The 25783-nt window shown below is 37.1% G+C and carries 19 protein-coding genes; 3 read left to right on the top strand and 16 right to left on the bottom strand.

Translation table 11 applies throughout. The features are described 5' to 3' along the window. The first annotated feature begins 262 nt into the window (after positions 1-262). The gene (locus H7992_RS11600) at positions 263-1873 is read left to right on the top strand and encodes a glycoside hydrolase family 43 protein (protein ID WP_187047655.1); all 1611 of its coding nucleotides are present in this window, start codon (positions 263-265) and stop codon (positions 1871-1873) included. A 765-nt stretch (positions 1874-2638) separates the two neighbouring features. Here the strand turns inward: H7992_RS11600 and H7992_RS11595 are convergent. The 12 genes from H7992_RS11595 to H7992_RS11545 form a co-directional block, all read right to left on the bottom strand. Then, positions 2639-4141 (bottom strand): alpha-glucosidase/alpha-galactosidase, encoded by a 1503-nt coding sequence (locus H7992_RS11595; RefSeq protein ID WP_187047654.1) that lies wholly within the window; start codon positions 4139-4141, stop codon positions 2639-2641. A 105-nt stretch (positions 4142-4246) separates the two neighbouring features. Beyond that, the gene (locus H7992_RS24505; protein ID WP_222618015.1) at positions 4247-4504 is read right to left on the bottom strand and encodes a DUF6171 family protein; all 258 of its coding nucleotides are present in this window, start codon (positions 4502-4504) and stop codon (positions 4247-4249) included. A 77-nt stretch (positions 4505-4581) separates the two neighbouring features. Continuing rightward, the gene (locus H7992_RS11590) at positions 4582-6462 is read right to left on the bottom strand and encodes an arabinan endo-1,5-alpha-L-arabinosidase AbnB (RefSeq protein ID WP_187047653.1); all 1881 of its coding nucleotides are present in this window, start codon (positions 6460-6462) and stop codon (positions 4582-4584) included. A 19-nt stretch (positions 6463-6481) separates the two neighbouring features. Next, positions 6482-7645: a family 43 glycosylhydrolase gene (locus H7992_RS11585; RefSeq protein ID WP_187047652.1), complete on the bottom strand. Its 1164-nt coding sequence runs from the start codon at positions 7643-7645 to the stop codon at positions 6482-6484. A 34-nt stretch (positions 7646-7679) separates the two neighbouring features. Further along, the gene (locus H7992_RS11580) at positions 7680-8879 is read right to left on the bottom strand and encodes a sn-glycerol-1-phosphate dehydrogenase (RefSeq protein ID WP_187047651.1); all 1200 of its coding nucleotides are present in this window, start codon (positions 8877-8879) and stop codon (positions 7680-7682) included. Between the two features lie 24 nt (positions 8880-8903). After that, positions 8904-11186, bottom strand: coding sequence for a glycoside hydrolase family 127 protein (locus H7992_RS11575; RefSeq protein WP_187047650.1), 2283 nt, complete (start codon positions 11184-11186; stop codon positions 8904-8906). 62 nt (positions 11187-11248) lie between these two features. Beyond that, positions 11249-12739 (bottom strand): alpha-N-arabinofuranosidase, encoded by a 1491-nt coding sequence (locus tag H7992_RS11570; protein WP_187047649.1) that lies wholly within the window; start codon positions 12737-12739, stop codon positions 11249-11251. A 9-nt stretch (positions 12740-12748) separates the two neighbouring features. After that, positions 12749-14272, bottom strand: a complete 1524-nt coding sequence (locus H7992_RS11565; protein WP_187047648.1) for an arabinosylfuranosidase ArfA — start codon at positions 14270-14272, stop codon at positions 12749-12751. 841 nt (positions 14273-15113) lie between these two features. After that, positions 15114-15527, bottom strand: coding sequence for a hypothetical protein (locus H7992_RS11560; protein WP_187047647.1), 414 nt, complete (start codon positions 15525-15527; stop codon positions 15114-15116). A gap of 74 nt (positions 15528-15601) precedes the next feature. Beyond that, positions 15602-16447 carry a carbohydrate ABC transporter permease gene (locus tag H7992_RS11555; protein WP_187047646.1) on the bottom strand — a complete coding sequence of 282 codons (846 nt, stop codon included), beginning with the start codon at positions 16445-16447 and terminating at the stop codon, positions 15602-15604. A gap of 33 nt (positions 16448-16480) precedes the next feature. Then, positions 16481-17356 (bottom strand): carbohydrate ABC transporter permease, encoded by an 876-nt coding sequence (locus tag H7992_RS11550; protein WP_187047645.1) that lies wholly within the window; start codon positions 17354-17356, stop codon positions 16481-16483. Positions 17357-17558: 202 nt separating this feature from the next. After that, the gene (locus H7992_RS11545; protein ID WP_187047644.1) at positions 17559-18788 is read right to left on the bottom strand and encodes an extracellular solute-binding protein; all 1230 of its coding nucleotides are present in this window, start codon (positions 18786-18788) and stop codon (positions 17559-17561) included. A 98-nt stretch (positions 18789-18886) separates the two neighbouring features. Between H7992_RS11545 and istA the strand changes: the two genes are divergently transcribed. Further along, positions 18887-20341 (top strand): IS21 family transposase, encoded by a 1455-nt coding sequence (istA, locus tag H7992_RS11540; protein ID WP_187046863.1) that lies wholly within the window; start codon positions 18887-18889, stop codon positions 20339-20341. Next, complete coding sequence (istB, locus tag H7992_RS11535; protein WP_255428599.1) at positions 20338-21063, top strand: IS21-like element helper ATPase IstB; 726 nt, start codon at positions 20338-20340, stop codon at positions 21061-21063. The genes istA and istB overlap by 4 nt, the downstream gene beginning before the upstream one ends. Here the strand turns inward: istB and H7992_RS11530 are convergent. The 4 genes from H7992_RS11530 to H7992_RS11515 all read right to left on the bottom strand — a co-directional run bounded on the left by H7992_RS11530 (position 21049) and on the right by H7992_RS11515 (position 25767). Continuing rightward, positions 21049-21210, bottom strand: a complete 162-nt coding sequence (locus H7992_RS11530) for a hypothetical protein (protein ID WP_187047643.1) — start codon at positions 21208-21210, stop codon at positions 21049-21051. The genes istB and H7992_RS11530 overlap by 15 nt on opposite strands. A 412-nt stretch (positions 21211-21622) precedes the next feature. Beyond that, positions 21623-22741 carry a GntR family transcriptional regulator gene (locus H7992_RS11525; protein WP_187047642.1) on the bottom strand — a complete coding sequence of 373 codons (1119 nt, stop codon included), beginning with the start codon at positions 22739-22741 and terminating at the stop codon, positions 21623-21625. A gap of 172 nt (positions 22742-22913) precedes the next feature. Then, on the bottom strand, positions 22914-24215 hold the full coding sequence (locus tag H7992_RS11520; protein WP_187047641.1) for an arabinan endo-1,5-alpha-L-arabinosidase: 1302 nt from the start codon (positions 24213-24215) through the stop codon (positions 22914-22916). Positions 24216-24321: 106 nt separating this feature from the next. Continuing rightward, the gene (locus H7992_RS11515; RefSeq protein ID WP_187047640.1) at positions 24322-25767 is read right to left on the bottom strand and encodes an ABC transporter substrate-binding protein; all 1446 of its coding nucleotides are present in this window, start codon (positions 25765-25767) and stop codon (positions 24322-24324) included. Between the last annotated feature and the right edge of the window lie 16 nt (positions 25768-25783).

The raw sequence follows: 25783 nt of genomic DNA, 5'->3' as shown, positions 1-25783 counted from the left end.
CACTAATTTGCTAATCCAATTAACTAGTGTATTATCTAATATAGTATTGCGAAAATTGCTAATTAATGATTTCATTTATTTATTAATCCCATTACTCCCCTGCCAATAACTGTCGGATTATTGATAAACAATAGGTCATTAATTAGTATTTTTATAATTGTATTTAACCTTTCTCCATTTTGTAAGCACTTACATGCATTCACTATTTTTCAGGGTGCTCAGATTTGGTGAAAGATAAAAATTATGTAAAGGGTGAATTAAAATGACAATCATTCGAAATCCAATTTTACCTGGATTCAACCCAGATCCAAGCATTTGCCGCGTAGGAGAAGATTATTATATTGCCGTTTCTACCTTTGAGTGGTTCCCTGGAGTGGGTATATATCATTCCAAGGATTTAAATAATTGGAGATTAGTTTCAAGGCCCCTTAATCGATTAAGCCAATTAAATATGATGGGAAATCCTAATTCAGGGGGTGTATGGGCCCCCCAACTCTCACATAGTGACGGTAAGTTTTGGCTAATCTATACGGATGTGAAGGTAACAGAAGGACAATGGAAAGATTGCCACAATTACCTTGTAACCAGTGAAACTATTGATGGAGAATGGTCTGAGCGTACTTACTTAAACAGTTCCGGCTTCGATCCATCATTGTATCACGACGAAGACGGTAGAAAGTATCTAGCGAACATGTACTGGGATCATCGTATCGATCATCATAATTTTTATGGTATAGTTCTTCAAGAATATAACGTCGAGGAACAAAAACTAGTTGGAGAATCTAAAATAATTTTTAAAGGGACAGATATCAAATTAGTTGAAGCCCCTCATATATATAAAATCAATGATTATTACTACTTATTAACAGCAGAGGGTGGTACAAAATACGATCATGCTGCCACGATCGCACGATCAAAAAATCTTTGGGGACCATATGAAGTACATCCCGAGAATCCATTGATTACATCATGGCCATATCCTAGAAATCCACTTCAAAAGTCTGGACATGCTTCAATTGTTCATACACATACAGATGAATGGTTTTTAGTACACTTAACAGGAAGGCCCTTACCAAGAGAAAACCAACCATTGTTGGATGATCGAGGATATTGCCCACTTGGACGGGAAACTGCCATTCAAAGAATGGAATGGGAAAATGATTGGCCATATGTGGTTGGCGGTAACGGACCGTCCCTTGAAATTGAAGGACCTGATATCGTAGAAGTAAAATGGAAGAATGATTATGATGAGAAAGATGACTTTGATATTGATGAATTAAATAATCATTTTCAATCACTGCGTATCCCATTAGGCGAAGATATTGTTTCACTAAAAGACAATCCTGGCCATCTGCGACTATATGGAAAAGAATCCTTGACTTCAAAGTTCACTCAGGCTTTTATAGCTAGACGTTGGCAACATTTTAACTTTACTGCAGAAACGAAAGTGAACTTCACTCCAAACTCTTTCCAGCAATCTGCAGGACTAGTCAACTATTATAATACAGAAAACTGGACAGCACTTCAGATTTCCTGGCACGAAGAGAAAGGTAGAATCCTTGAACTCAGCACTTACGATAACTTTATATTTGCTCAACCGCTTCAAGGTAAAGAAATCGTCATTCCAGATACTATAGAATATGTTCACCTCAGAGTTGATGTAAAAACCAATTTTTACGAGTATTCTTATTCCTTTGACGGAGTGAATTGGACTGTTATACCTGTCAAACTTGCATCACATAAGCTTTCTGATGACTATATCAAAGGTGGAGGCTTCTTTACTGGTGCATTTGTCGGTATGCAGTGTCAAGATACATCAGGTCAGAATCGACATGCTGATTTCGATTACTTTATTTATAAAGAAAGGATATAAAGATTCCTGTATTTAAACTGGAACGAAGAAAATATTAGCCAAAAAGACATGTGTTCCAATAGGAATCACATGTCTTTTTGCGGTTGAGTAAACACAATATAAAAGTATACAAACTATTACGTCGCAACACATGTGTTGCTTAACCAAAATTAACCAATAAATTACTACTTACTCTTGTGATGAAAAACCAGGCACTCTATGTACTGGTACGGTTAAATCGCTTTGAACTGAATAGCTAATACACCATTATCGGGATTTCTCACTGTGTAGTGATGAAACTTTGTCGCATCACTACACAGTTTTTTTCGATAATCGTATGGTGGTCTTTCGTCCGCCGCTCTCCGCTGTTACAGGTACACTAAGTGATAAAGCTCCAGGGAACGAGGGAATCACCACTTTTCTATCTAGCAAGAAGCAGCCAAAGATGAAATTTTGGCTGCTGAATCCACCTTTGATGAAAGCACTTTCAACACTTCGCGAAAACGTTTCAGATTTTGTCTAAAGACTAATACGAGAGCTTACAACAAATCACAGAATATATACCCAGAATTGCCAATCAATTAATTCCGTATTTATCTAATCCTTTAGTCTGCTAGGAATTTATTCAAAAGGAATATCTATCGAGTCATTGACTTCAAAAAAGTTGCTATCCCCAATGGCAAAAAAATCTTGCTCATTAGTTCTAACAACTTCATATCTACTAAATCAAAGTTCCCATTTCAGTACCATTGTGAAAGTATTTACTATTTATTAAAGGTTGATATATCACTTACTAGCTGGCCGTACTTTAGCTTTATCAGCTTCTCCAGCATTTATATTTGCCTCATCCCGATCAAGAGCCATTTCTTCCACCGTTTTCACATGGAGACGTGCTGCACCTTTATAATCTTTGGTTGGGACCAATTCATTATTTTCTAGTCTATATGCCGCTTCTTTCACTGCTTCCTTATATTGTGGCAACCACTCACTTTGCGCTACTAACATTTCATCTACCATTTGCCAAATCTCATTTGGATTACAAACAGCTCCTACAAGTGAGTCCATCATCATAGCCTGTCGTAGCAACATATCATCACCATGGACAGCCGCTTCGATAGCTAGTCTTTGCACCGAAATACTAACATTACAGACGGCTGCGCAACCAAGAGGTAAATCCCCAACAACAGGCATGTTAATTCCATTATGATCTACATATCCAGGTGCTTCAATAATAGAGTCTGCAGGTAAATTAGCAATAATACCCTTATTGATGACATTAAAATGTCCTCTATAGACCCTTCCAGTCTCTAACCCTTCTATAATATAAGATCCATGCTCTTCACTTCTATTTCTTTGTTTATATTCCATTGCAGGTTCTTTCATCCAGTTTGGAAAATCAATATCAAACCAATTTCGCCCTTCTGTACACACACGTAAATAACCTCCTGTTTCACCGTTAATCCATACACCAAGATCGATCCAATCAAGTATTTCATCCGGATTTTTTCTATACCAAGGAACATATTCACTTAGATGACCATTGGATTCTGTACTATAGTAGCCAAATCTTTTTAGCATATCAATCCGTACTTTTTCCGTTTTTGGAAACTCCTGATGTTTTTCAAAAGCTTCTAGTACTTTATTGGTTAAGTCAACGCCATTATGCTTCACTTGGATGTACCAGGTTTGATGATTAATGCCCGCACAAATAATATCAACTTCTTGTTTGTCTAAATTAAATACATCAGCAATTTGTTGATGGCCATGTTGAACACCATGACATAATCCAATCGTTTTTACCCCACCGTATTGATTGCAAGCCCATGTGATCATGGCCATTGGATTTGCATAGTTAAGCAGCAAACATTCCTCTGCTGCAACTTCCCTTATATCTTTACAAATCGCCAGCATCTCTGCGATACCCCGTTGGCCATACATAATGCCACCAGCACTTAATGTATCCCCCACACATTGATCGATTCCATATTTTAGCGGAATTTCAATATCTGTTTTAAATGCTTCCAGTCCACCGATACGTACAACATTAAAAATGTATTTAGCCCCTTTTAACGCCATTTTCCGATCAGTCGTTGCTTGAATCGAAATAGATAATCCATTCTCGTTGATATCACGTTGACATAACTGTGTTACCATCTCTAGATTGTTAGCATTAATATCTGTAAATGCTACCTTAATATCTTTAAATTTTGGAACTGCTAATAGATCTCGCAGCAATGATCTTGTAAATCCAATACTTCCAGCACCAATAAAAGCTATTTTAAATGACATAATAACAACTCTCTTCTACATAGAGTGAAATAAAGAAGCCTTTTTAAATCGCCTACGCTCTGTTTATACTCGTAATCATATGTTCAACAAATTCATATGAATGTATTACCACTTTGGACCATCTGGGTGAGGGCAATGCTTGTACATTAACTTAGCCCTGAATTGTACAAAACAGCCGCAGTAACCACAAGTTGTATCGTAAACAAGCGAGGGGCAGGTTTTACATATTTTTAACCTGTTGTTATAGAGTTCATCCTCAACGATATCAATTTCGTATTGAAGTTGTTCCTTGACAAGTTGTTTGATTTTATCGTCCGAAACAATGACTGATTGTGAGCAACCTTTACACGCCACTTCCCTCATCCTTTATCTTTATTTACAACACAAATACTGTAAACCGCTTGAATTTAGGTAGATAATCGCTACGTATGTGATTTTGGCTATTTTACGTAAATTCCCCTTCTGTAATTATTTCGTTTTCTTCTGATGACAAAAATAGTAACTAAACCCAGTGACAGCAACACTAAGCCAATCCATACCACCAGATTTGTTGTTTGATCGACTGCCTCCACTTCTGCATATCCTTCTCCTTCAACTTTAGCCTCTTCTGCCGGTAATACAACCAATTTAAAACTCTTTGTAGCCATAGTCTCATTTTTACTGATAGTAGCTGTTAACGTAATTGTAGTATCTTGTTCTGAGTAAGGTCTCTTGACAGCCCCCTGTTCAGAAACAATCGAGGAATCCGATGACTTCCATGAAATTTCCGTATCAAAAGTACTGACCGTGGGAAGTGATACATCGGTAATAACGGCCATCGTATTGCCAAGTTTCAATGTATTTTTCACGTATGTCACAGCGTCTTCATCTGACATTTCTTCTAGTTGACTCCCCCAAATAGTCATTCCTTGTTCCGATACAGCTGTAAATGTCATCACATCACTTTTGGATATCGGATCCCATTGTTTCAGGAAAAAACCCTGATAAGAATAATCATTAATGACCAGATTCGCTTTGTTATCTCCTTCAACTGTCCATGTTCCATTGACTTCCCCAGTAATAGTGCCATCAGCGAGCAATGTAATCATAACGGACTTCTTGATTTTCTCAGTAATTTCTTTACCATGATTAATAAATTGATAGTCTCCACTAACACCCTCAGAAGAAATCTTCGCTAATTCTTCCCCAGCATATCGATAAGGTACTACAACCGGCCATCCATCATCATTCATAAACAGTTGATGAACCCGAATCTCATGTTGCTCCCCTCTTTGTGGAAATCGACTATGAAATAATAATAATTGCCTGCCTGTCTCTTCATCATAAAACACTGAGTTATGTCCTGGAGATACATAACCTATTCCCGTGCTTACAGTCGAATTACTCGTCATATTCTCAAATAAGTAATTCCCCATCAATTTCACACCATAAGGCTCAATCGCTTTGTCATCGAAAAAAGTTCCATCGGCACCGCGAACAGTAGTCATATCATTACCTTCTGCATCAACATATGGTCCATCAGGATTCTCCGAGCGAACAACGCGCATATTATAGCCGCCATCTGCACCAAGACCACCGAATGTTATATATAAATAGTAGTAGCCTGTCTCTGGGACATATTGAATATAGGGGCCTTCCATTCGACTATGGTTCCCCCCCATTAACTTGGTACCATATCCTTGACCTTCGAGTGGAAGTCCTGTTGTAGCATCCATTTGTAAAATGAAAATACCACCAGAGTATGACCCATAAACCATCCAAAGCTTACCATCCTCATCCAAGAATGCATGTGGGTCAACAGCATTTGGGTGAATTGTCGCATTATATATTTTTCCATCTTCACTAGCTTGATTCCACATGCCCGATTTCAGGAAAATACCTTCGTCTTTATATGGGCCCTCGATATGGTCCGCTACAGCCACTCCCATTGCTGAGCGTGGCGAACTGCCTTCACACGCATTGTAATACATGTAAAACTTACCGTTCAATTCAATCACATCTGGCGCCCATAACGTATCGGTTTCTGCCCATTCTAATGTTTTTTTTAGTTCTTCTACGACATTATCAAACAATGGATTATTTGGATTCACACCTGCCGCAACAGTGGTCCAGTTCATAAAATCCTTTGTTTTGGCCACTCCTAAGTGAGAGCCGAATACATAATACATATCATCTACTTTGATGACTGAAGGATCATGGATAGATGCTTCAGTAAATGTAGGTATTTCAACTTCAGTTCCTTCTGCAAATGCAGAGGAAGGTATGAGGAGGGCAGTTATTAAAGAAAACATGACATATTTAAGAAAAAAGTTTCTTCTCATATTGTTTCTCCTCCCCAAATTATTGAACAGTAACTGTAGCAATCGCTTTCTGTTTAGACATGTCAATAATTTGTCCTGGGGAACCAAGATAAGGGTTTCCTTGCTGATCCCAAAATAGTTGTTGTACACGCGCATGACGATTATGATCGTACAACGAATTACCTTCTATTTCCTTGTACGGACGAGCATGATAAACAAGTAGATCTGTTGTTCCATCTTCTGCGACTGTAAAACTATTATGACCCGGTCCGTATTCCCCAGCCTTCTCACTAGTCGCAAAAATAGGCTCTACTGATTTTGTCCACGAAGCAGGATTGACTAAATCACTGTCTTCAGAAGCACTTAATAAGCCCATAACATAGCGATCATCCGTCGCGCTAGCAGAATACGTGATAAACACTTTGCCATTCCGTTTTATGACAGCTGCGCCTTCATTAACATAAAACCCTTGCTGTTCCCACTCCAAATCTGGTGTCGATAATACCGTTTGTCCACCTTTGATTGTCCATGGATTACTCATTTCGGCGATGTATAGGTTAGATACTGTATCACCATCTACTTTTTGTGCCCAAACTAAGTATCTCTTTCCCTTATTTTCAAATGTTGTCGCATCCAAAGAAAAACTTTGAAAATCTGTGTTGACTTGTCCTTTTTCTAGCCACTCACCTTGTAAAGGATTATCAGCACTACATTCCAACACATATGGTCGAATTGCCCAGACATCATCAATATCCCCAGCAGCATAGTGAACGTACCATTTACCATCAATAAAATGCAGTTCAGGTGCCCAAATATGCTTGGACATAATACCTTTCTCAGGTTTACTCCATATGACAGTTTCTTCAGCGTGCGAAAGATCCTTTATTGACTTCGCTCTTCTTAATACAATTCGATCATATTCAGGATAAGACCCTGTAAAATAGTAGTAACCATCTGTATGTTTGTGAATATATGGATCTGCTCTTTGCTCCACTAAAGGGTTTGGATATTCTTGCAGCTGAATTTCACCTTCAACATTATAAGTCCCAACTTCACCGTATTGTTCTGGTGTGAGAGTATTCCAAGAGACATTCATCTTTAAATGTGTACCATTTTTTAATTCAACAGCTATTAAGTTTGGTAAATCTGGTTTGTTTCCTATCTTTGTTTTCACTTCGATATTTTCAACCTTAACAATGTTCATTAATTTATACGCCCCTTTTTTTATACACTATATTTTATAACGGATATTTTATATCCTCTTTTTTAAATTGATTAATTAGAAATAAACCTGTACAACGATTTCTTAAATGAAATGCTTCATTTAAGCTCTCCGCAACCAGCTTATCGTCTATATTTAATTCTTTAGGTATTGTAGCTCCTCCAACAGTTTTGAGTAGGTTTCTTATATAATTTGAGTTTGGCAGTTCATTGATTGCTACTTTTATTTGATCCCAATTTCCGATGAAACCATTAACATAACTCGAATCATGTCCAAGCCTTTTCACATCTAAATTGATAATAAGTTGTTTATATAAATCAACTATTATCGATACAGCAACACCGACCTTTGCCCCATGTAATAATTGTTTAGCATCTTTTTTCAATAAGTCCATTTCCCAGTAATGAGATAAATGATGTTCGCTTCCAGAGGCTGGTCTTGAATAGTCTAACACCAGCATAACCAAGCCTGACACTATCAATGACTTCATTAGAATTGTTACCCCATAATCACTTCTGTTGGCTATTTCTTGTACATTATTTACACATGCTTCTAATGATTGTTTTGTCAGATCTGCTGCTAATTGGTTGTATGGTTCATCCGCAATTAAACTAGCAATCTTCCAATCAAGAAGAGATGTATATTTTCCAATTATGTCACCAAACCCAGCCGCAGTCATCTCGTGTGGCGCTTCTTTAAGTACGTCGATATCTGCAAACACAGCGATAGGTGATGCTGTTTGAAATGTATTTTTAAATCCTTGAATTATTAAAGGTGCTCCCTTAGATGTAAAACCATCAACTGATGCGGCTGTAGGTACCGAAATAAATGGGATAGCCATTTTATAACTAATGAAGCGTACAACATCATGAATTGTTCCAGAACCAACAGCCACAATAATATCTGTATCATTTGGCATATCAAGAAATAATTTAATTAACGTTTGTTCATCAGCAATAACCTGTTCATGTTTATTTGGTTTTAACTCTATGATTGTCATTTGAAATTCATCTTTGGCCAACAAATTCCCCAACTTATCCCCTGCCGCCTTACGCGTATTTCCATCGACGACAAGAACTATTTTCTTAAGTTTTTTCGAACTTAAATATGTTGGGATCAACCATAATGCTTTCTGTTCAATGAAAATTTCTGGGACAGTTATCTCTTCTGCTTTCACTTCTTCGATTAACTTATTAATATCTTTTATAATTAGCATTTAATCACCTCAAGTGAGTAATTCTTAATAAACTCTTTCATTAATGATCCGGACTCCATAAATCCCACCCGTAACTGTACCTATTTTGGAAGAAAACTTTATCTCAACCCGCTCTTTCTCTTTTATCAATACTCTTGGTATTTCATAACAAACATCAAAAAGTTTACCTGGATGTTTGGCTTCCAGTTTCTGATTCACAATAACTGTACCCTCCACCACAATGTCAAATTCACGATTATATGCTTGTCCATCCACATATAAAGTTGAATCACTGCCAAAGTATGTAACCACTAAATACATTTGTTTAGTCGATTGTACAGCCATTTCATAACTAAAAAATCCTTCATCGCGACAATCTCTCCACCCTTTATGAACAATATTTAGATAACCTGAATTTGAATTGCTTGATGAAAGATGATGTTCAAATTCAGGCTGCTGCTCATTTGGATTGACATAATCAACGGTAATGTCTCTTTTTCTCCGAAGCTCTTCTTCCTCCCTATCATGGAAATTATGATAGGCTGCTTCGTTCATAATGTTCCAATAGATGGTGTAGCGTTGATGATGTAATTGGTAAAAAGGGATAAGCGTAATCTTCTGATTCCCTGGCTGACCCACTGTTAAAGTTTCAAATCGTAATGTTGAATTTTCAATTGGTCTTATCCAGTGATTTAAAACTTCTGTATCAGCCACTAAGACTGGAACATCAATTAAAGGATGATTATCGAGCTTCATATGATCTTCAAGTATATCTGTTTCCGGGAAATGCTCTTTTCCTAATGCGCCTGCTAATACAATAGGTCCGTACATGATCGCTTGCTTTTGGGGATTGTCACTTGAGACATATGTATGTAAATTCATTGGAAGTTCTATTTCAATGCAATCCCCAGATTGCCATTCCCTATTAATTGTTAAATAGCCATTCTTCGCATGCGTAACTACTTTAGTTCCATTGATAGTTGCAGTCAGTGCTCCGACAACCCAATAAGGAACACGAATATGGACTGTTAGATTCACGTGATTAGCTTCTTTAAAAACGAGTGTAGAACGATTAGTCTCTGGGAATGAAGTTTTCTGGCTAATCTTTAGTTGTTTTTCTGCCACTATTAATTCTGAAGCAATAAATAGATTCACATACAATTGATCTTGCTCTTGATAATAGATATTTCTTGTATAAAGTGCTGGATTTTCCATACCAGTACCTGTACAACACCAGAATGAATCTTCTGGCGAACAATATACTTTAAAATGTCCAGGTTGGGTCGATACAAAGTATGTCGTCATACCTGAATCTGGATCTTGTGATGCCAGAATATGATTGTAAAGTGCCCTTTCGTAGTAATCCATATACACTGAATCATGTGACCAGCCATATAAATACTCAGTCAGCTTCAACATATTATGCGTATTACAAGTCTCTGCTGATGTAACTCCGAGTTGTTCCTGACCACCTGGTCCGAAATGCTCTCCGATGCTATTACCACCGATTACATAGGAACGGTAATTCGTGACTTGATTCCAAAAGAAAACAGCCATCTCTTGGTATTTCACATCACCAGTGATATCAAATAATTTCGCTGCACCGATTACTTTAGGTATTTGCGTATTGGCATGCTTGCCTTCAAGGTCATCAATCGATTGAGAGAGGGGCTGAAGTATTGCCTGATGACAAAAACGTTTAGCAAGGTCAAGATAGCCATGATTGCCCGTAATGATATAAAGATCTGCCATTACTTCATTCATACCACCGTGTTCACAGATAAGCATTCTTTCAAACTGTTCACCTGAAAGTTTGTCTAACCCCCCCATTGCCCAATCTGCTAGTTTCACGACAATTTCAAGTGCTTTAACGTCCCCTAAAAATGTATGGACATCTATTAAACCCGCATAAATCTTATGGATACTGTACCAAGGAACCCATGAACCCCCTAAGCTAAAATTATCTACTTGGAAGTCTCCGCTAAAAACGTTATCAAAGCAGGTGCGAGAAAACCCACTTATATAGCCATCTCCATCATATCTTTGGATATGTTCCAGTTCATCAATTGCATAGTCAATCTTTTGCTTGAGATTTTCATCTTTTGTAACCGCATACATAGCAGCTGCCGCAGAAAGCCAATGCCCAACGGAATGGCCAGCAATTTCCGTTGATTCCCACCCTCCGTATCGGTTTTTTTTAGGTGTTTGGCAAACACCTTCATAACACGGTGCTAGTAGCCTATCGATATCCAAATAGAGTAAGTATTCTTTACCCTTGTCTTCAGATTGCTTGAATAACCCAGTTAATAACTTTGTATTATCAGCCATATTTTAGTCCCCCTTTTTAAAAAAATGGTGGCATTTACTGCCACCATTTAGTTATTCAAGATTTATGATTCAATTGCTAGCATCATGACTGATTTAGAAGGTAAAGAAATACGTAGATTATGACCTTCAACTGTAAATCCTGTAAACGCAGTTGGTTCAACAGTATTTGGCGCTTCAAAAGTATTACGTGCATCCATCTGCTCTGATGTTAAAATTCGACCAGTAACATGAATTGGATCAACAATGCCACGTAAGTTCAGCGTAATCGTAGCATCAGCATGATTATCTAAATTACACAAACTAATATGAACCTTTCCATCCTTATCTTTAGATGCAGACACACTTACTTGAGGAATAACAGCCCCTCCACTTGTAATCGAGTCTACATTCATTTCAACAGCTAACTTTTTAGCATCCTGATGCACTTTATACATTTCAAACACATGATACGTTGGTGTCAAAATCATTTTAGCGCCATCTGTTAAAATCATTGCTTGTAAGACATTTACCGTTTGTGCAATATTCGCCATTTGTACGCGATCACAATGATTGTTAAAGATATTTAATGACACACCTGCAACGAGGGCATCACGAATTGTATTCTGCTGATAAAGGAAACCTGGATTCGTGCCCGGCTCTGCATCAAACCATGTCCCCCACTCATCAATAATCATTCCTACTCGCTTATCAGGATCATATTTATCCATAATTATGCTATGTTTTTTAATTAACTCTTCCGTATGCAGTACTCTTTGCATCGTGATTGTCCACTCATCTTCAGTAAAATCAGTTGCAGAACCTTTGCCTGTCCAAAAATCACCTGGAATTGTGTAATAGTGAATGCTCAAACCATCCATCATATGGCCTGCTTCGCGCATCAACACCTCTGTCCAGTTGTAATCATCGACATTGGCACCACCAGCAATTTTATACAGCTTATTATCACCATAATTTCGTACAAAAGTTTGATAGCGACGATAAAGGTCGGCGTAATATTCAGGGCGCATATTTCCACCACAGCCCCAGTTTTCATTACCAACACCAAAATACTTCACTTTCCAAGGCTCTTGGCGTCCATTTTCCTGTCTCCAATTGGCCATTGGTGATTCACCATCAAATGTCATGTATTCAACCCACTCCGACATTTCTTGGACAGTTCCACTCCCCACATTGCCACAAATATAAGGTTCAGTCCCCAACATATCGCATAACATCATAAATTCATGTGTTCCAAAATGATTATTTTCTACAAGTCCGCCCCAATGCGTGTTGACCATCCGTTTTCGCCCTTCTCGAGGTCCAATACCATCTTTCCAATGATACTCATCAGCAAAGCAGCCTCCAGGCCATCTGATAACTGGAATACTGATATTTTTTAACGCTTCAACAACATCGTTTCGAATTCCATTTGTATTAGGAATCGAGGAATCTTCACCAACCCAAATCCCTTCATAAATACCTCTGCCCAGATGCTCAGCAAAATGCCCGTAAATGTTTTTATTAATCGTTCCTTGTTCGATATCTGTATTAATAATGACTTGATTGTTTTCCATTCTGACACCTCATTCTTTTTTTGTTTTTCGTAAACGAATCATATTCCATGACAGTTTTGGTAAAATTCCAACCAACAGTCCAGCTTCTATAAATGATTGACCTTGTTTATGTGGTTTAACTTGTTCATTCGTTAAAGTGTTGAATGCTTTCGGATCCTCATTTTCCAATACGACGTGTTCAATGATTTCAAGTCCTTCAAAAGAACGGATATCAATATCTGTTCGTAATGTATTTTCTAAATGGCGATTCGTTGCAAATATCACCAATTCTTCACCTTCTTCATTGTAGACAATCGATGAATCCAAGTAAGGAACATCCGTAAAATCTTTACTATCATATTTAGGGGAATGAACAATAGGGTTGAGCGCCACACCTCTACCGTATACAGATGTATAGTAGTAAGGATAGAAAATGGTCTGCTTCCATGCCCCACCGCCTGTCTCAGTCATAATTGGTGCAATAACGTTCACAAGTTGCGCCATGCAAGCAATTTTCACCCGATCAGCGTGCCTGAGCATCGTATTCAACATACTTCCAACAAGAAGTGCATCTTCAAATGTATAGACGTCCTCTAGTTGAGCCGGTGCAACAGACCATGGCTCAATCTTTGTGTCCTGCGTGTTGGAATGGAACCATACATTCCATTCGTCAAAGCTTAACATCATTGTTTTTTTACTACGCTTCTTCGCTTTAATATAGTCACAAGTAGCAATGACAGTATGGATAAAGTTGTCCATATCCAATGAGTTCGCTAAGTAGTTTGCAGTGTCATCATCACGATTACCATAATATTGATGAAGTGAAATATAATCAGCAAATTCATACGTATGCTCTAATGTTGTCGCTTCCCATTCAGGGAAAGTAGGCATTGCAGAACTCGAACTTCCACAGCTTACCAACTCGATACTTGGATCTACCAACCGCATCGCTTTTGCTGTTTCAGCAGCTAGACGCCCATATTCATAAGCTGTTTTTTGACCCAGTTGCCATGGTCCATCCATTTCGTTTCCTAAGCACCATGTTTTAATATTATGCGGATTTTCATAGCCATGCTTTCTTCGTAAATCACTCCAATAGGTGCCACTAGGATGATTGCAATACTCTAATAGATTCCTAGCTGCATCTACACCTCTTGTTCCAAGATTCACAGCCATCATCACTTCAGCATTAATTTTCTCGGCCCATGTGACAAATTCATTTGTCCCCATTTCATTGGTTTCAGTCACACGCCAAGCTAGCTCCAAACGATGAGGGCGATCTGCTAGTGGGCCAACACCATCTTCCCAGTTATATGCTGAAACCATGTTGCCACCCGGATATCGCACAATGGGTACTTGCAATTCTTTTACTAGATTAATAACATCTTGTCTAAATCCATGCTCATCAGCAGATGAATGACCCGGTTCATAAATCCCTCCATAAACCGCTCTGCCAAGGTGCTCGATAAATGATCCATAGATCCGTGGATCAATCTCAGATATGATAAAGTCCTTATCGACTATCATTCTTGCTTTAGTCATTTCTTTTGCCATAGTAATCCTTCCCCCTACTCTTTACTATATAAATTGAAATAAAGAATTCCTTCAAGTCATTGATTCAATATATATAGTCATTTTTCACTTCAGAATAACGTTAACCGCTTACATGACAATCATTATTAACCAAATAGCCTCTCTGCACTATCGCTAGTCGGACGTACAAGTTCAGTGATAACGATTAAATTCAAAGAAGTTGTACGTATATCAATATTATGGAATTATTAGAGAATTGTCAAGACTAATTTTATAATATTGTATAAAAAAAATGCCTTTTAAGGGCATCTAGTCGATAATCATACTATTCACTTTCACTTCAGTATATATTCCTATGTATTGAGCTTCTTTGTGTAATTTCACACAACTAATGTCGGCTCAAAAATAACCGATTCTACTTGAGGATTTGTTAATAATAACCCACAGGTGTTGATTAACAAAAAGCAACCGGAATAATTAATCAAATACTAGGCGCTCCCTGTACAGTTTATTTTGGATTAAATAACTTCTATACCATTACTGAGATATTTTTATGAATAGGGATGCGACATCGCCGCATCCCTAGTTATTTTTTCGATTAATCGCATGGTAGTCGTTCATCCATCACTCTCCAAAGAAATGGGGACACGGAAATACAGAACTTCCTATCTTGAGAGAAGCTGCTTAAGATAAAATTTGAGTAGCTGAATCCTCTTATACTAAAATCCCCATTTTCACTATAAGTAAGCTTTACTCTCTGTAAACCGGAAATGATCCAGTGAAAATGAAGATTTTCAAACCTTTGCTAACCTATACTTTTTACAAGTAATTAGTTAATCGACAGAGGTGATAATAACTAGTATTAACTAGCTCCACTCCCAGATAGCTTTATTGCCTTATTTTTTGATAAGTAAATAATAAAAACGACCATGAATATTACAAATCCAATAATATCCATAGAAATTAATTGAACTATTCCCCAAACGCCAATCCAGATGAGTATTTTATTTTGAATAATGTCATCCTTCATTTTTATAGCAATAAGAAAGTTTATAATTGATCCAACAAACATAAACAAGCCAAATGTTAAGATAACCTTGGATATATTACCTAACAAATGTGTTCCGACTATCATTGTATTCATGTCCACATTGTCTAATTGGTATGTACCTTCCTTACGAAACCACGTATTATAACTAAAAATCGTTAAAAGTGACGTTATTAAGTTCCATATTGATCCAACTAACAGCAGATTCCTTTCCAACTTTCTCCTCATGTTGATTACCCCACTTCTCAAACACTACAAATATAATAATATAGTACAATGTTAACTCTTCACAATACTCTTACTCAACCCTTTATGCCCGCACTTAAGTCCAGCGACTGAACAAAGTATTTTTGAGCAAATATAAATAGAAGCATTGTTGGAATTATTGCTAGTATTGCAGATCCCATTAACTGTCCAATCATACGATAGTTACCATAAATATCTTGCAACAACAGTAAACCAGCTGTAACGGGCATTTTACTCACATCTGTAAAGACGATAACTGGCCATAGAAAATCATTCCATGAACCAATAAAAGAAAACAAACCACACACGATCAATACCGGTTTAATCAAGGGTACTATTACCCTATAGTATATTTGAAAATCACTTGCACCGTCAACACGTGCAGATTCATCTAACTCTCTTGGAATCCCTTTCATAAACTGCCTGACTAAAAATATATTTCCCATACCTGCTAATCCAGGTATAATCATTGCCCAAGGTGTATTAACCCAATTCAGTATATCTATAATCTTATAGGAAGGAATCAAATTCACGACATTCGGAAAGAAAGATATACCAAGTAAAGTGAAAAATAATACATCTCTTCCTTTAAAATTCATACGTGAATAAGCATATGCTGTAATCGAGATCACAACAATTACCAATAGTGTATGTGTCGTTGCAATGAATATAGAATTCCATATCCAACGCAAGATAGGTGCTGAAGATGTATTCTCCAAAATTTTAACATAGTTATCGACTATCCAGTTTACAGGTAAGAGTTTAAATCCTACAGAAACGACTTCTGATTGCGAGCGAAATGAAGTTGATATTCCAAATATAACTGGAACAATCCAAATCAGACAAATTACGATTAAAAAAATATACGCTAAATATTTTGACATATTTATTTTTTTCAACATTTAATCAACCCTTCTTTCTTAAATATTAATTTATCAATCATTACGGGTCATTAAGTAATACTGTGCAGCAGAAATAACTAAAATAACTACCCCTAGCAATACTGCCATTGCTGATGCCATTCCAGCAATCGATTCCCCGTGGCTAAAAGCTAGATCACGAATATACATCATCAAAACGGTTGTGCTTTGCTTAGGACCTCCATCAGTCATCATTAATGGCTGTCCAAATACATTAAATGCGCCGGCTGTTGACATAACGAGTGTATAAATTAATGGAAAACGAATAGATGGCAAAGTGATACTAAAGAACTTTTGTATGGGTCTAGCCCCATCAATGTCCGCCGCTTCATATAAATCTCTTGAAACTCCATTTATGGAAGCGCGATAAATAATCATGTTCCCACCTATTCCGCCCCATATTGTGAGTACAATAATAATTATCCACGCATATGGCTGAGCAGATCCCCAAACCGTTTCTGAACCAAAAACGTTACCTACTATACCTAACTGTTTATTAAAAATTAATGACCATATAAGAGCTCCTGCTGAAATGGAGATAAGTCCTGGTAAATATATAATTGACTGAATAAGGTTTTTCATTTTCACATCTTTATGTTCTAATGAAACAGCAATGAATAGAGGAACTATAATCATTAAGGGAACTGTAGCCCCTACAAAAATAAGTGTGTTTTTCATACCATTAAAAAATTGGGCATGAAATGTTGAATCTTTATTAAAGAGTATTGTTTTGTAATTATCGAACCCTACCCATACTGGATCGCTTATTAAATTCCACTTTGTAAATGAAACATATATACCATAAATTGATGGCAGTAAGATAAACACAGTGAATAATAGTAGGTGCGGACCAACAAAGAGTAATGGTGCTAATCGTTTATTTTTGTTCATCGCTATATTACCTCCCTCTGTTACTGATTAAGCTTGCTAGGATTTAATACATTGCTATTTCTTAGTAAAGTGTTATTTTCAAAGTACTTTTTTATGTGTATTTCTCAAATGTCTACTTTTATATTTGAGAAATACATAATAATAGACTTTTATGTAAAAAGTAATGTGCCAAATAAATTATGGCACATTACTTTTCTTACTCTTACTCTTTTTCCGCATTCTCTATATTTAAAGAACCTTCAGAAACTTTATCAGTTACAAATTTTTGCATCTCCTCTAATCCCTGGTCAATATCTATTTCGCCGTGAACCACGTCTAAAATATAAGTATCCAAAGCTTCCGCAACATAAGGATAGTGCTCATATGTGTAAATGTATAACGATTCAGTCTCCTTTTCATTAGAAGTGAAGAATGACTGCAAATAGTCCTTATACTCAGGACTTTCATTTACTTCCTTACTTGCTACTATTTGACCTGCTTTTGCCCACTCAATCGAATTTTCTCGAATGAATTCTAAGAAATCTGCAACGCCTGTTTCTTTCTCATCGGTTCTATTTTCACTTTTCAACATTGCGAATAAGTGTGAAGATGATCTGTTAGTAAACTTATTAGGTTCAAATGCATAAATATTTGTTACCCCAAAATCCAATCCATCTACAGTTGCATGTCCAGTAGAACTCCATGTCCCATCTGTTGAAAATAATACGTTACCAGATTGGAACATTAAGTAACCATCCTCACCATAAGGCGTCATTAATCCAGCATCTGCTATCCCTTTTGTTGCTTCAATCGCTTGCTTCATTTCAGGTGTATTAACAGCTGGATTTCCATTGACTTGAACATCCCCACCTAGATTTTGAAGTTGCGCCAAGATTACCCAGCTTAGTAATGCATCATTGACAACGTAATCTCCGTCTTCTAGCTTACCCTCTAGGGATAAGATTTCATCAAAAGTAACTACATCATCATCCAAAAAGTGTTCTACACCATATTTTGCTAGTAAATCTTTATTGTAATACATAGCACTACCATGTATATCTAGTGGAATAGTATATTGAACATTATCAATATTACCTACTGACCATGCTTCTGATAAGTAGTTCTCCATTTTTATTTCAGCTTGAGACTCCATAACTTGTGTCATCGGTTCTAATAGATCCTGCTTTACGAAGTTTGGAACTCGATCAGCATGTATGATAGCTAAATCAGGTATACCCTTACCTGAATTCATAACAGTATACATTTTTGTATACATATCTGACGTTATCACATGTTTCACCTTAGACTCTGGATCTGTCTCATTGTATTCTTTAACAAGTTGATCCATATAAGCACCATCATCACCCGTTAACGGTGTCCAAAATTCAATTGCATTTGAATCAGGTGTGTAGTGCAAAATAGAAGTACATAGAATTGCAAAGGAAAAGTACATAACGTTGCAACACAAGTTTCAACAAAAAAAGGCTTGCCAGCCTTCCAAAATTTCTCTACTGTATTGGTGTCGAATCAAATCAGTGGAGGTTGAAAGGAATGCTGGCAATGCCTGAAATTAATTGTATCAAATTAATGAGGAATCAGAAATCATTATCTATTAATCACATATCAAAAACTCTTGGAATCAATTGGAGAACTGCTAAAAAGTATGCAGATGAAGATGATTTGCCTGTAGAAATAGAAAGAAAAAAGTCAGGAATGATGTATGAACAAAAATGGGGAGAAATTGTTGGAGATTGGCTTTGGGAAGATCAAAAGCTCAAAAGAAAAGAAAGAAGGAATAACAAAGGAATCTTTTCTGCCTTACAAGAAATGGGGTTTAGGGGGTCCTACCGGACTGTCTCATATTTTATTAAAGAATGGCGCGAAGGAAGAGAAGATGTTGAAGATGAGACTAAAGATAAAAACTACGAGCGCTTAATCCACCCTCCCGCTGAGGCACAATTAGATTTTGGATTGATGCAAGCTGTTCAAGATGGAAAATATAAAGACATCCATTGCCTAGTCATGTCACTTCCCTTTAGCAACGCTGCTTATGTAATTCCATTACCGGCGGAAAATCAAGAGTGTCTTTTACATGGCATGAAAATGATATTCAAACAACTAGCAGGGATTCCTAAGAAAATCCGTATTGATAACATGAAAACAGCCGTCATTAAACCAAGGAACAGAAATGAGGAGGCTGTATTCACAGATGAATTTCTTCACTTTTCGAATCATTATGGATTTGAACCCCAAGCCTGTAATCCTTATTCCGGCAACGAAAAAGGAAGTGTAGAAAATAAAGTCGGCTACGTTCGATATAATTTCATAACTCCAGCACCCGTCATAGAGGATTTGGAATATCTAACCCGGCTACTTGAACAACAGCTTACAACGGATCGTCAACGCATACACTATAAAAAACAAGTACCGTTACAAGAGCTATTGGAGGAAGAGCATCAATATCTTTTGGAGTTACCTGAAGAAGAGTATCCTGTTTTCAAAGAAGAAAAAGTGAAAGCAAATAAATATGGAGAAATCACTTTAGACAAAGTAAAAGTCTATGTTCCGAAAGCTTACAATTATACAGGTTTATCTGTCGTAAAATATTGGAATCGATTCAAGGTACTATCTCCCCATGGAGAAGTCTTGTATGAAGATAATCGTCCGTATATGCACAAGAATCGTGAGATTCCGTGGAAATCCATCTTAAAAGCGTGGTTAAGTAAGCCGCGTTCAGTACCCTATTCTCGTTTTTCAACTTATCTTCCAGGTCGAGTATATGAATACTTTAATATCTCGAATCTTTCGATTCGTAAGGAACGCATAAATTGGGTACTAGCACTACTAGCCACTCATGATATGAATGAAATCAATAATGAGTTTTATGAGCTATTGAATGGACAAACAGACGCTTTAAAAGACCCGGAAGCACACCCTTATGACGTTGATTGGAACAAGTATGATCAGCTTCAGAAAGCACCAGAGATTGAAGGTGAGGTTCGTTGACTACAAATTTAGATACTATGTGTAAAACTTTACGTTTAGCTCATGTCAACGATATTTATTCTGGTATATCATATGAAAATCCAGCTCAATTTCTAGAAGATTTATTTCAAAAAGAGCTTCAGCTGCGAGAAGAAACGAAAGTCGAACGATTAATAAAGCAGGCGAAATTTCATCAAAAGAAGTCACTTTCATCATTTCAATGGAAAGAACAGATTCATTTCCCCGCTCACATTGACTCGCATGAGCTATGTACACTAAATTTTATAGGCCGTAATGAAAATTTAATTTTAACCGGTGCTCCTGGAACTGGAAAGTCTCATTTAGCGACCGGTATTGGATATGAGGCCTGTAAGCAAGGTTTAGAGGTTCGCTTTTATAGAGTTTCGGACTTGGGAGAAGCGCTCGAAAGAGCATGGCGAGATGGCAAGCTATCTCAGTTTAGATGCCGCTTTAAAAATGTGGATTTAATTATATTGGATGAAATGGGTTACGTTCCATTCAATAAAGAGGGAGCAGAGCTCCTCTTTCAGCTCATCTCGGATTGGTACGAACAGAAAAGTTTAATTATCACTTCAAATTTAGAATTTAGCCAATGGAATCGTGTTTTTAGCGATTCTAGATTGACTGCTGCATTGGTAGATCGAGTGATACATCATGCTCATATTTTGAATTTTACAGGAGATAGTTTTAGAGTAACAAACGCTTTATCACGTCAGAAATAAATACTGATTTGAAGGCTGGCAGGCTTGTGTATTTTCCTTTGCAATCTTCTGCACTTTTATCTTGCAAAACACATCAGTACTACATCCAATCAACATTAACGATGAAAATAAAGCCAGTATCGATAAAAAAAGATGTTTTTTCCCCAATATTTCTCCCCCTATACTATCTAATATTTTACAATTAGTACCACCATATTTTGTCCGAATATTCATTGTAATTAAGTTCTAACCAAAGTATACATTTGAATGATAGCGCTGTCAATAACTTTTAAGGCGTTAACGAACCACTCATGCGTATATGTACCAATTTTCACTCTCGAGCGTTATTTTATCACTTTCTGAAATCAAGTACAAATGATAAATATCAGACAACTCATCTGTTTTGGTTATTGGTTCACGAATAGAATCTACGACTACTTTTCACAAGAAACTTAAACAAAGCGTTCATGATAAAGGTCTTTAATCCAATTGCGAAATTCACAAAAAAAAGATACCTTTTTAAAGGGCATCTAATGGATAAATAATACTATTCACTTTCACTTCTGTACATATCCCTTCCCTATGCATTGAGCTTTTTTGTGGAATTCCTCACAACTAATGTCGGCTCAAAAATAACCGATTCTACTTTGTGAATTTCCTTTTTATTTTCACCATTTTTATCATTTATCAATTCTACAATTAGTTTTGCTGCTGTTACCCCTAATTCACTTTGAGGGTGTTGAACAGTCGTCAATTTTACTTCAGATATATTAGCTAAAAAAGAATTATCAAACCCAACGATTGAAATATCGTCTGGAACTTTTAACTTTCGCTCTCGAATAATATCCAATAACTTCATAGCGAGTTGATCATTATAACAAATAATTGCGGTTGGCCATTCAATATTATTCAACGATAAAACTCTTTCAAATTCTTCTAACGGCTTTGTAGACATTTCATCCGTTTTATAACCAATGATATTTTTTGGAATTATCGTTATTTGATTGTCACGATGGGCTTTTAAATAGCCCTTCATTCGTTTTGCCCCTTGCTTATCATCTGTTTTAAAAAAACCAACAATATTCTTATGCCCTAATTCCATCAGATGGGCAGTTTGAAGAAATCCCCCCTTTTCATCATCTAATGTAATACTAATGGGATCTAATTCATCATAAAAAGAGTTAATCATGATGTAAGGAATGTTTTGGTTTTCCAAATTCAAATAATAATTAATATTAGGATTAGCAATTGCACTTTTTGTTGGTTCAACTATAACCCCATCAAATTTTTGTGAGAGGATCGTTTCCAAAACATTTTTCTCTGTTTCATGATTATTATTCGTACTGAATAAACTAACATTATAACCATTTTCACTTAGATACTTTTCTGCCCCTCTTATTATAGAAGGAAAAATATAATCCGAAATATACGTTGTAATGATAGCGATATTCTTCGATTTCTCTCCTGCTAATTGTGACGCACTTTCAGTTCTATCCGCACAAAACGTCCCGGAACCTTGCTCCCTATATAACCATCCCTCAATCACCAAATCACCAATCGCAAGTCTAACGGTATGTCGACTAACACCAAATTCTTCCATTAATTCACTTTCGGAGCTAATCTTTTGATTTGGCTGATATGTTCCATCCAAAACTTTTGTCTTAATAGAGTCCCTTACAATACTATACTTTGTTTTCATTCGCACACCCCTACAGCTGTCTATTTTCAACTAAATTGAACGTACAAGTATCTTTTATTATTACTATAATAACATGCAGTTCGTCACTTCGCGAATAAAAGATTCCGAAAAAGCTCATATTAGACCGTACGAGTGAAAGATATTCTACATGCTTATTGCAAGCTACAATTTCCTATACGCTTCGCTTACCTACCATAACATTCCCGTCTCTATCCTTCCCCATAAACACAACTGTTTCAATCCATTTCTCCCAATCCCATCCTAGGATCATGATTCCGTCTACTGATGGACGATGAGAAGAAGATAACGTAAAATGATTGCCCGAATGTTGTTCCACTACATAAGCATTAGGATCATTAAGATGGGCAGAAAAGCCTATGTTCAGGGCAGCCACCTTACCAGTATTATCTTTTTCAAAAAAAATACATTCCCAATTTCCTAACACATCCCACATATCAATCATCTTTTCCTGCTCTCCCGCAAATCGTTGCGGTGAAACAAGCGGCCAACCATCCTCTGTCCAGCCAATTTTCCGGATATGTAGATAATGCCCTTTCTTGCCTTCCACACGAACATGATGGACAACATAATATTCTTCTGGTAACTTTAGAATAGAATTATGACCTGGTGCTATCCAACCGGGGCCACCATTAAATTGATAACTTCCGAGCACTTTCATCCCAACATCATTTGGGGGAAGTTCAGTATTTGTCATTTCATGCCCCTTACTGTCCACATAAGGGCCTTCAATATGTTTAGAACGCGCCACTCTTATATGGTAGGAAGAAAATAGAGAATCATAGGAGACGAATAAGTAATAATAATCAAAATGGGGATTATAAACAATATAAGGACCTTCGATGGCTCCTTCAACACTAGCATGTCGCTTAGCTATCAGTTTCCCTTTTCCCTCTTCTGCAAATTTCCCCGTTGCACGATTAATTCTAGCTATGAAAATCCCACCAAAAAACGACCCATATACCATCCACGGATCTCCTTTTTCATCAATACTAATATTAGGATCAATTGCATTTGGGCCTTCATCTTGTTCAGTCTTGACGACTTCACCCTTGTCTATCCAAGGACCTTCAATATGAGTACTCGTTGCAACACCTATGAAGGATTGTGTCTTACCAAATTGTGATGCAGCATAGTATAAATAATAAGTATCACCAAACTTAGTAACATCTGGTGCCCATAAACCAACTGCACCAGTCCAATTCTTTGCAGCTCCTGGTACTTCTGTAAATGCACGTCCTACCCATTGCCAATTGACTAAGTCCTTCGACTTTCTAATTTGGATGCCCGCTTTGAATGTTCCACCTTCTTGAGCATCTGTTGAGAATACATAATACCAATCCCCCTCTTTATAAATAGATGGGTCATGCACATTATGAGTTGCCCAAAGTAATTCGTCTTGCTGTATTCTTTCATCATGCTCTCGGTCTTTTGGAATATTGTGTGGTAGCATCATCTTTTCACACCTTTCTTCTGATATCAAAGAGAGGCAGATAAATTCTTCACTTACAAGAATTTACCTGCCAACTAATCGGACAAACTATCCATCATTCATTTATTCATCAAAAAAATAATTCTTCTAATGCGTCTTCTCTGTACTGATTAATCTTTTCCGTTAAATCATCAGCAATGTCATGGGCGTTTACATCCCCATTGATAATAGCCGCCTCAACATCTCCGTATTCTCCACCAAAGTAAACTTCATCCAAGAACGTTTGGAATCCAGGTTGCGAAGCTCCTCCTAATGGAATTGGTTCTTTTGCTCGTTCTAAGAAATCAGTGTAATACTGAGATTCTGGAAGTAATGCTCTTAATTCATTCCAAATTGCTTCATCCTCGATTAACGGTAATCCGTCTGGATGTTTAAATAGTAATGAACCATCTTCATTTTCCAATGTTTTAAATGCTTGTAATTTTGTTTGCCATCCTTCTTGACCCCATCCAAAGAATTTCAATAACTCATACGCTTCACGCGGATGCTCGGTAGCGGATGAAAATGAACCGAAGTCAATAAACGCTGGTTTATGCAATGTTTCTGCCTTATCACCTTTTGGAACAACATACGGAACCCACTTCATACCTTTTTCCATAAATTCAGGTTGTGAAAATAATCCAACTGACCACCATGCATCTAATTGCATCGCTAAACGGCCAGTATTTGCCGCCCACAGTAAGCGGTCACCGAAAGCAGCTTCAGCTTCATCGGTATCGAATAGCGGAGCATGTACACCACTTCTCAGTAGTTCGGCATGTAAGCTTGTCGCATCGGCCCAATCCTTTGTAAGATCGTATTGCTCTCCATCCCAACCGAATTCTCCATTACCATCTGTATTAACGATTGGTGCCATTGTTACTAATTTCGTGAATGAATTGTATCCGTAAATCCCTTGCTCAGGAACGGTCATTTCTTTCATTAAATCAATCATTTCGCTATACGTCCAATCAGCTGAAGGCATATCCTTATTCATCTTATTGAATAGGTTTTCATCTAAAAAGATTGTATAGGGTTGATAAGCTACCGGGGCCGCAAGTTTTCTTTCACCATCAAAATAGCCTGCGTCCTTTACTGTCGACAAAACATTGGCAGACTCCGGATCGTTTTCAAAGTACTCTGTCAGGTCACCTAGCCAGCTATTTCGAATCGCAATGTCCACATTTCCCATATACCAAAATACATCTGGTAACTCACCTGTACTCGCTAGGTTTGTTAAGTGATCATTCCAACCTTCTTGTTCTAATTGAACGAGCTCAACTGTAATATTTGGATACATCTCCATAAACTTATCTGCTAACTCTTGATTGAGAGCACTATTCGCCCAAGATGCATACGACAGCGTAATGTCTTCTGTTGTCATCGGTTCTAATGACAACTCTTTACTACCTTCTTCAGTCCCTTTATCGTCCCCTTTTTCTCCATCCGCTGGAGTTTCTTCATTCGAGCAACCAACTGCCATCAGTAAAATCAGCAAAAGTAGAAAAGCAAGACCAGCGAGTGATTTTCGTTTCATAATTATTTCCTCCTTT

It is taken from the genome of Sporosarcina sp. resist (assembly GCF_014302295.1).
Taxonomy (GTDB): domain Bacteria; phylum Bacillota; class Bacilli; order Bacillales_A; family Planococcaceae; genus Sporosarcina; species Sporosarcina psychrophila.
The sequence above is the reverse complement of the archived record's forward strand: the minus strand, read 5'-3'. Positions and strand labels throughout refer to the sequence as shown.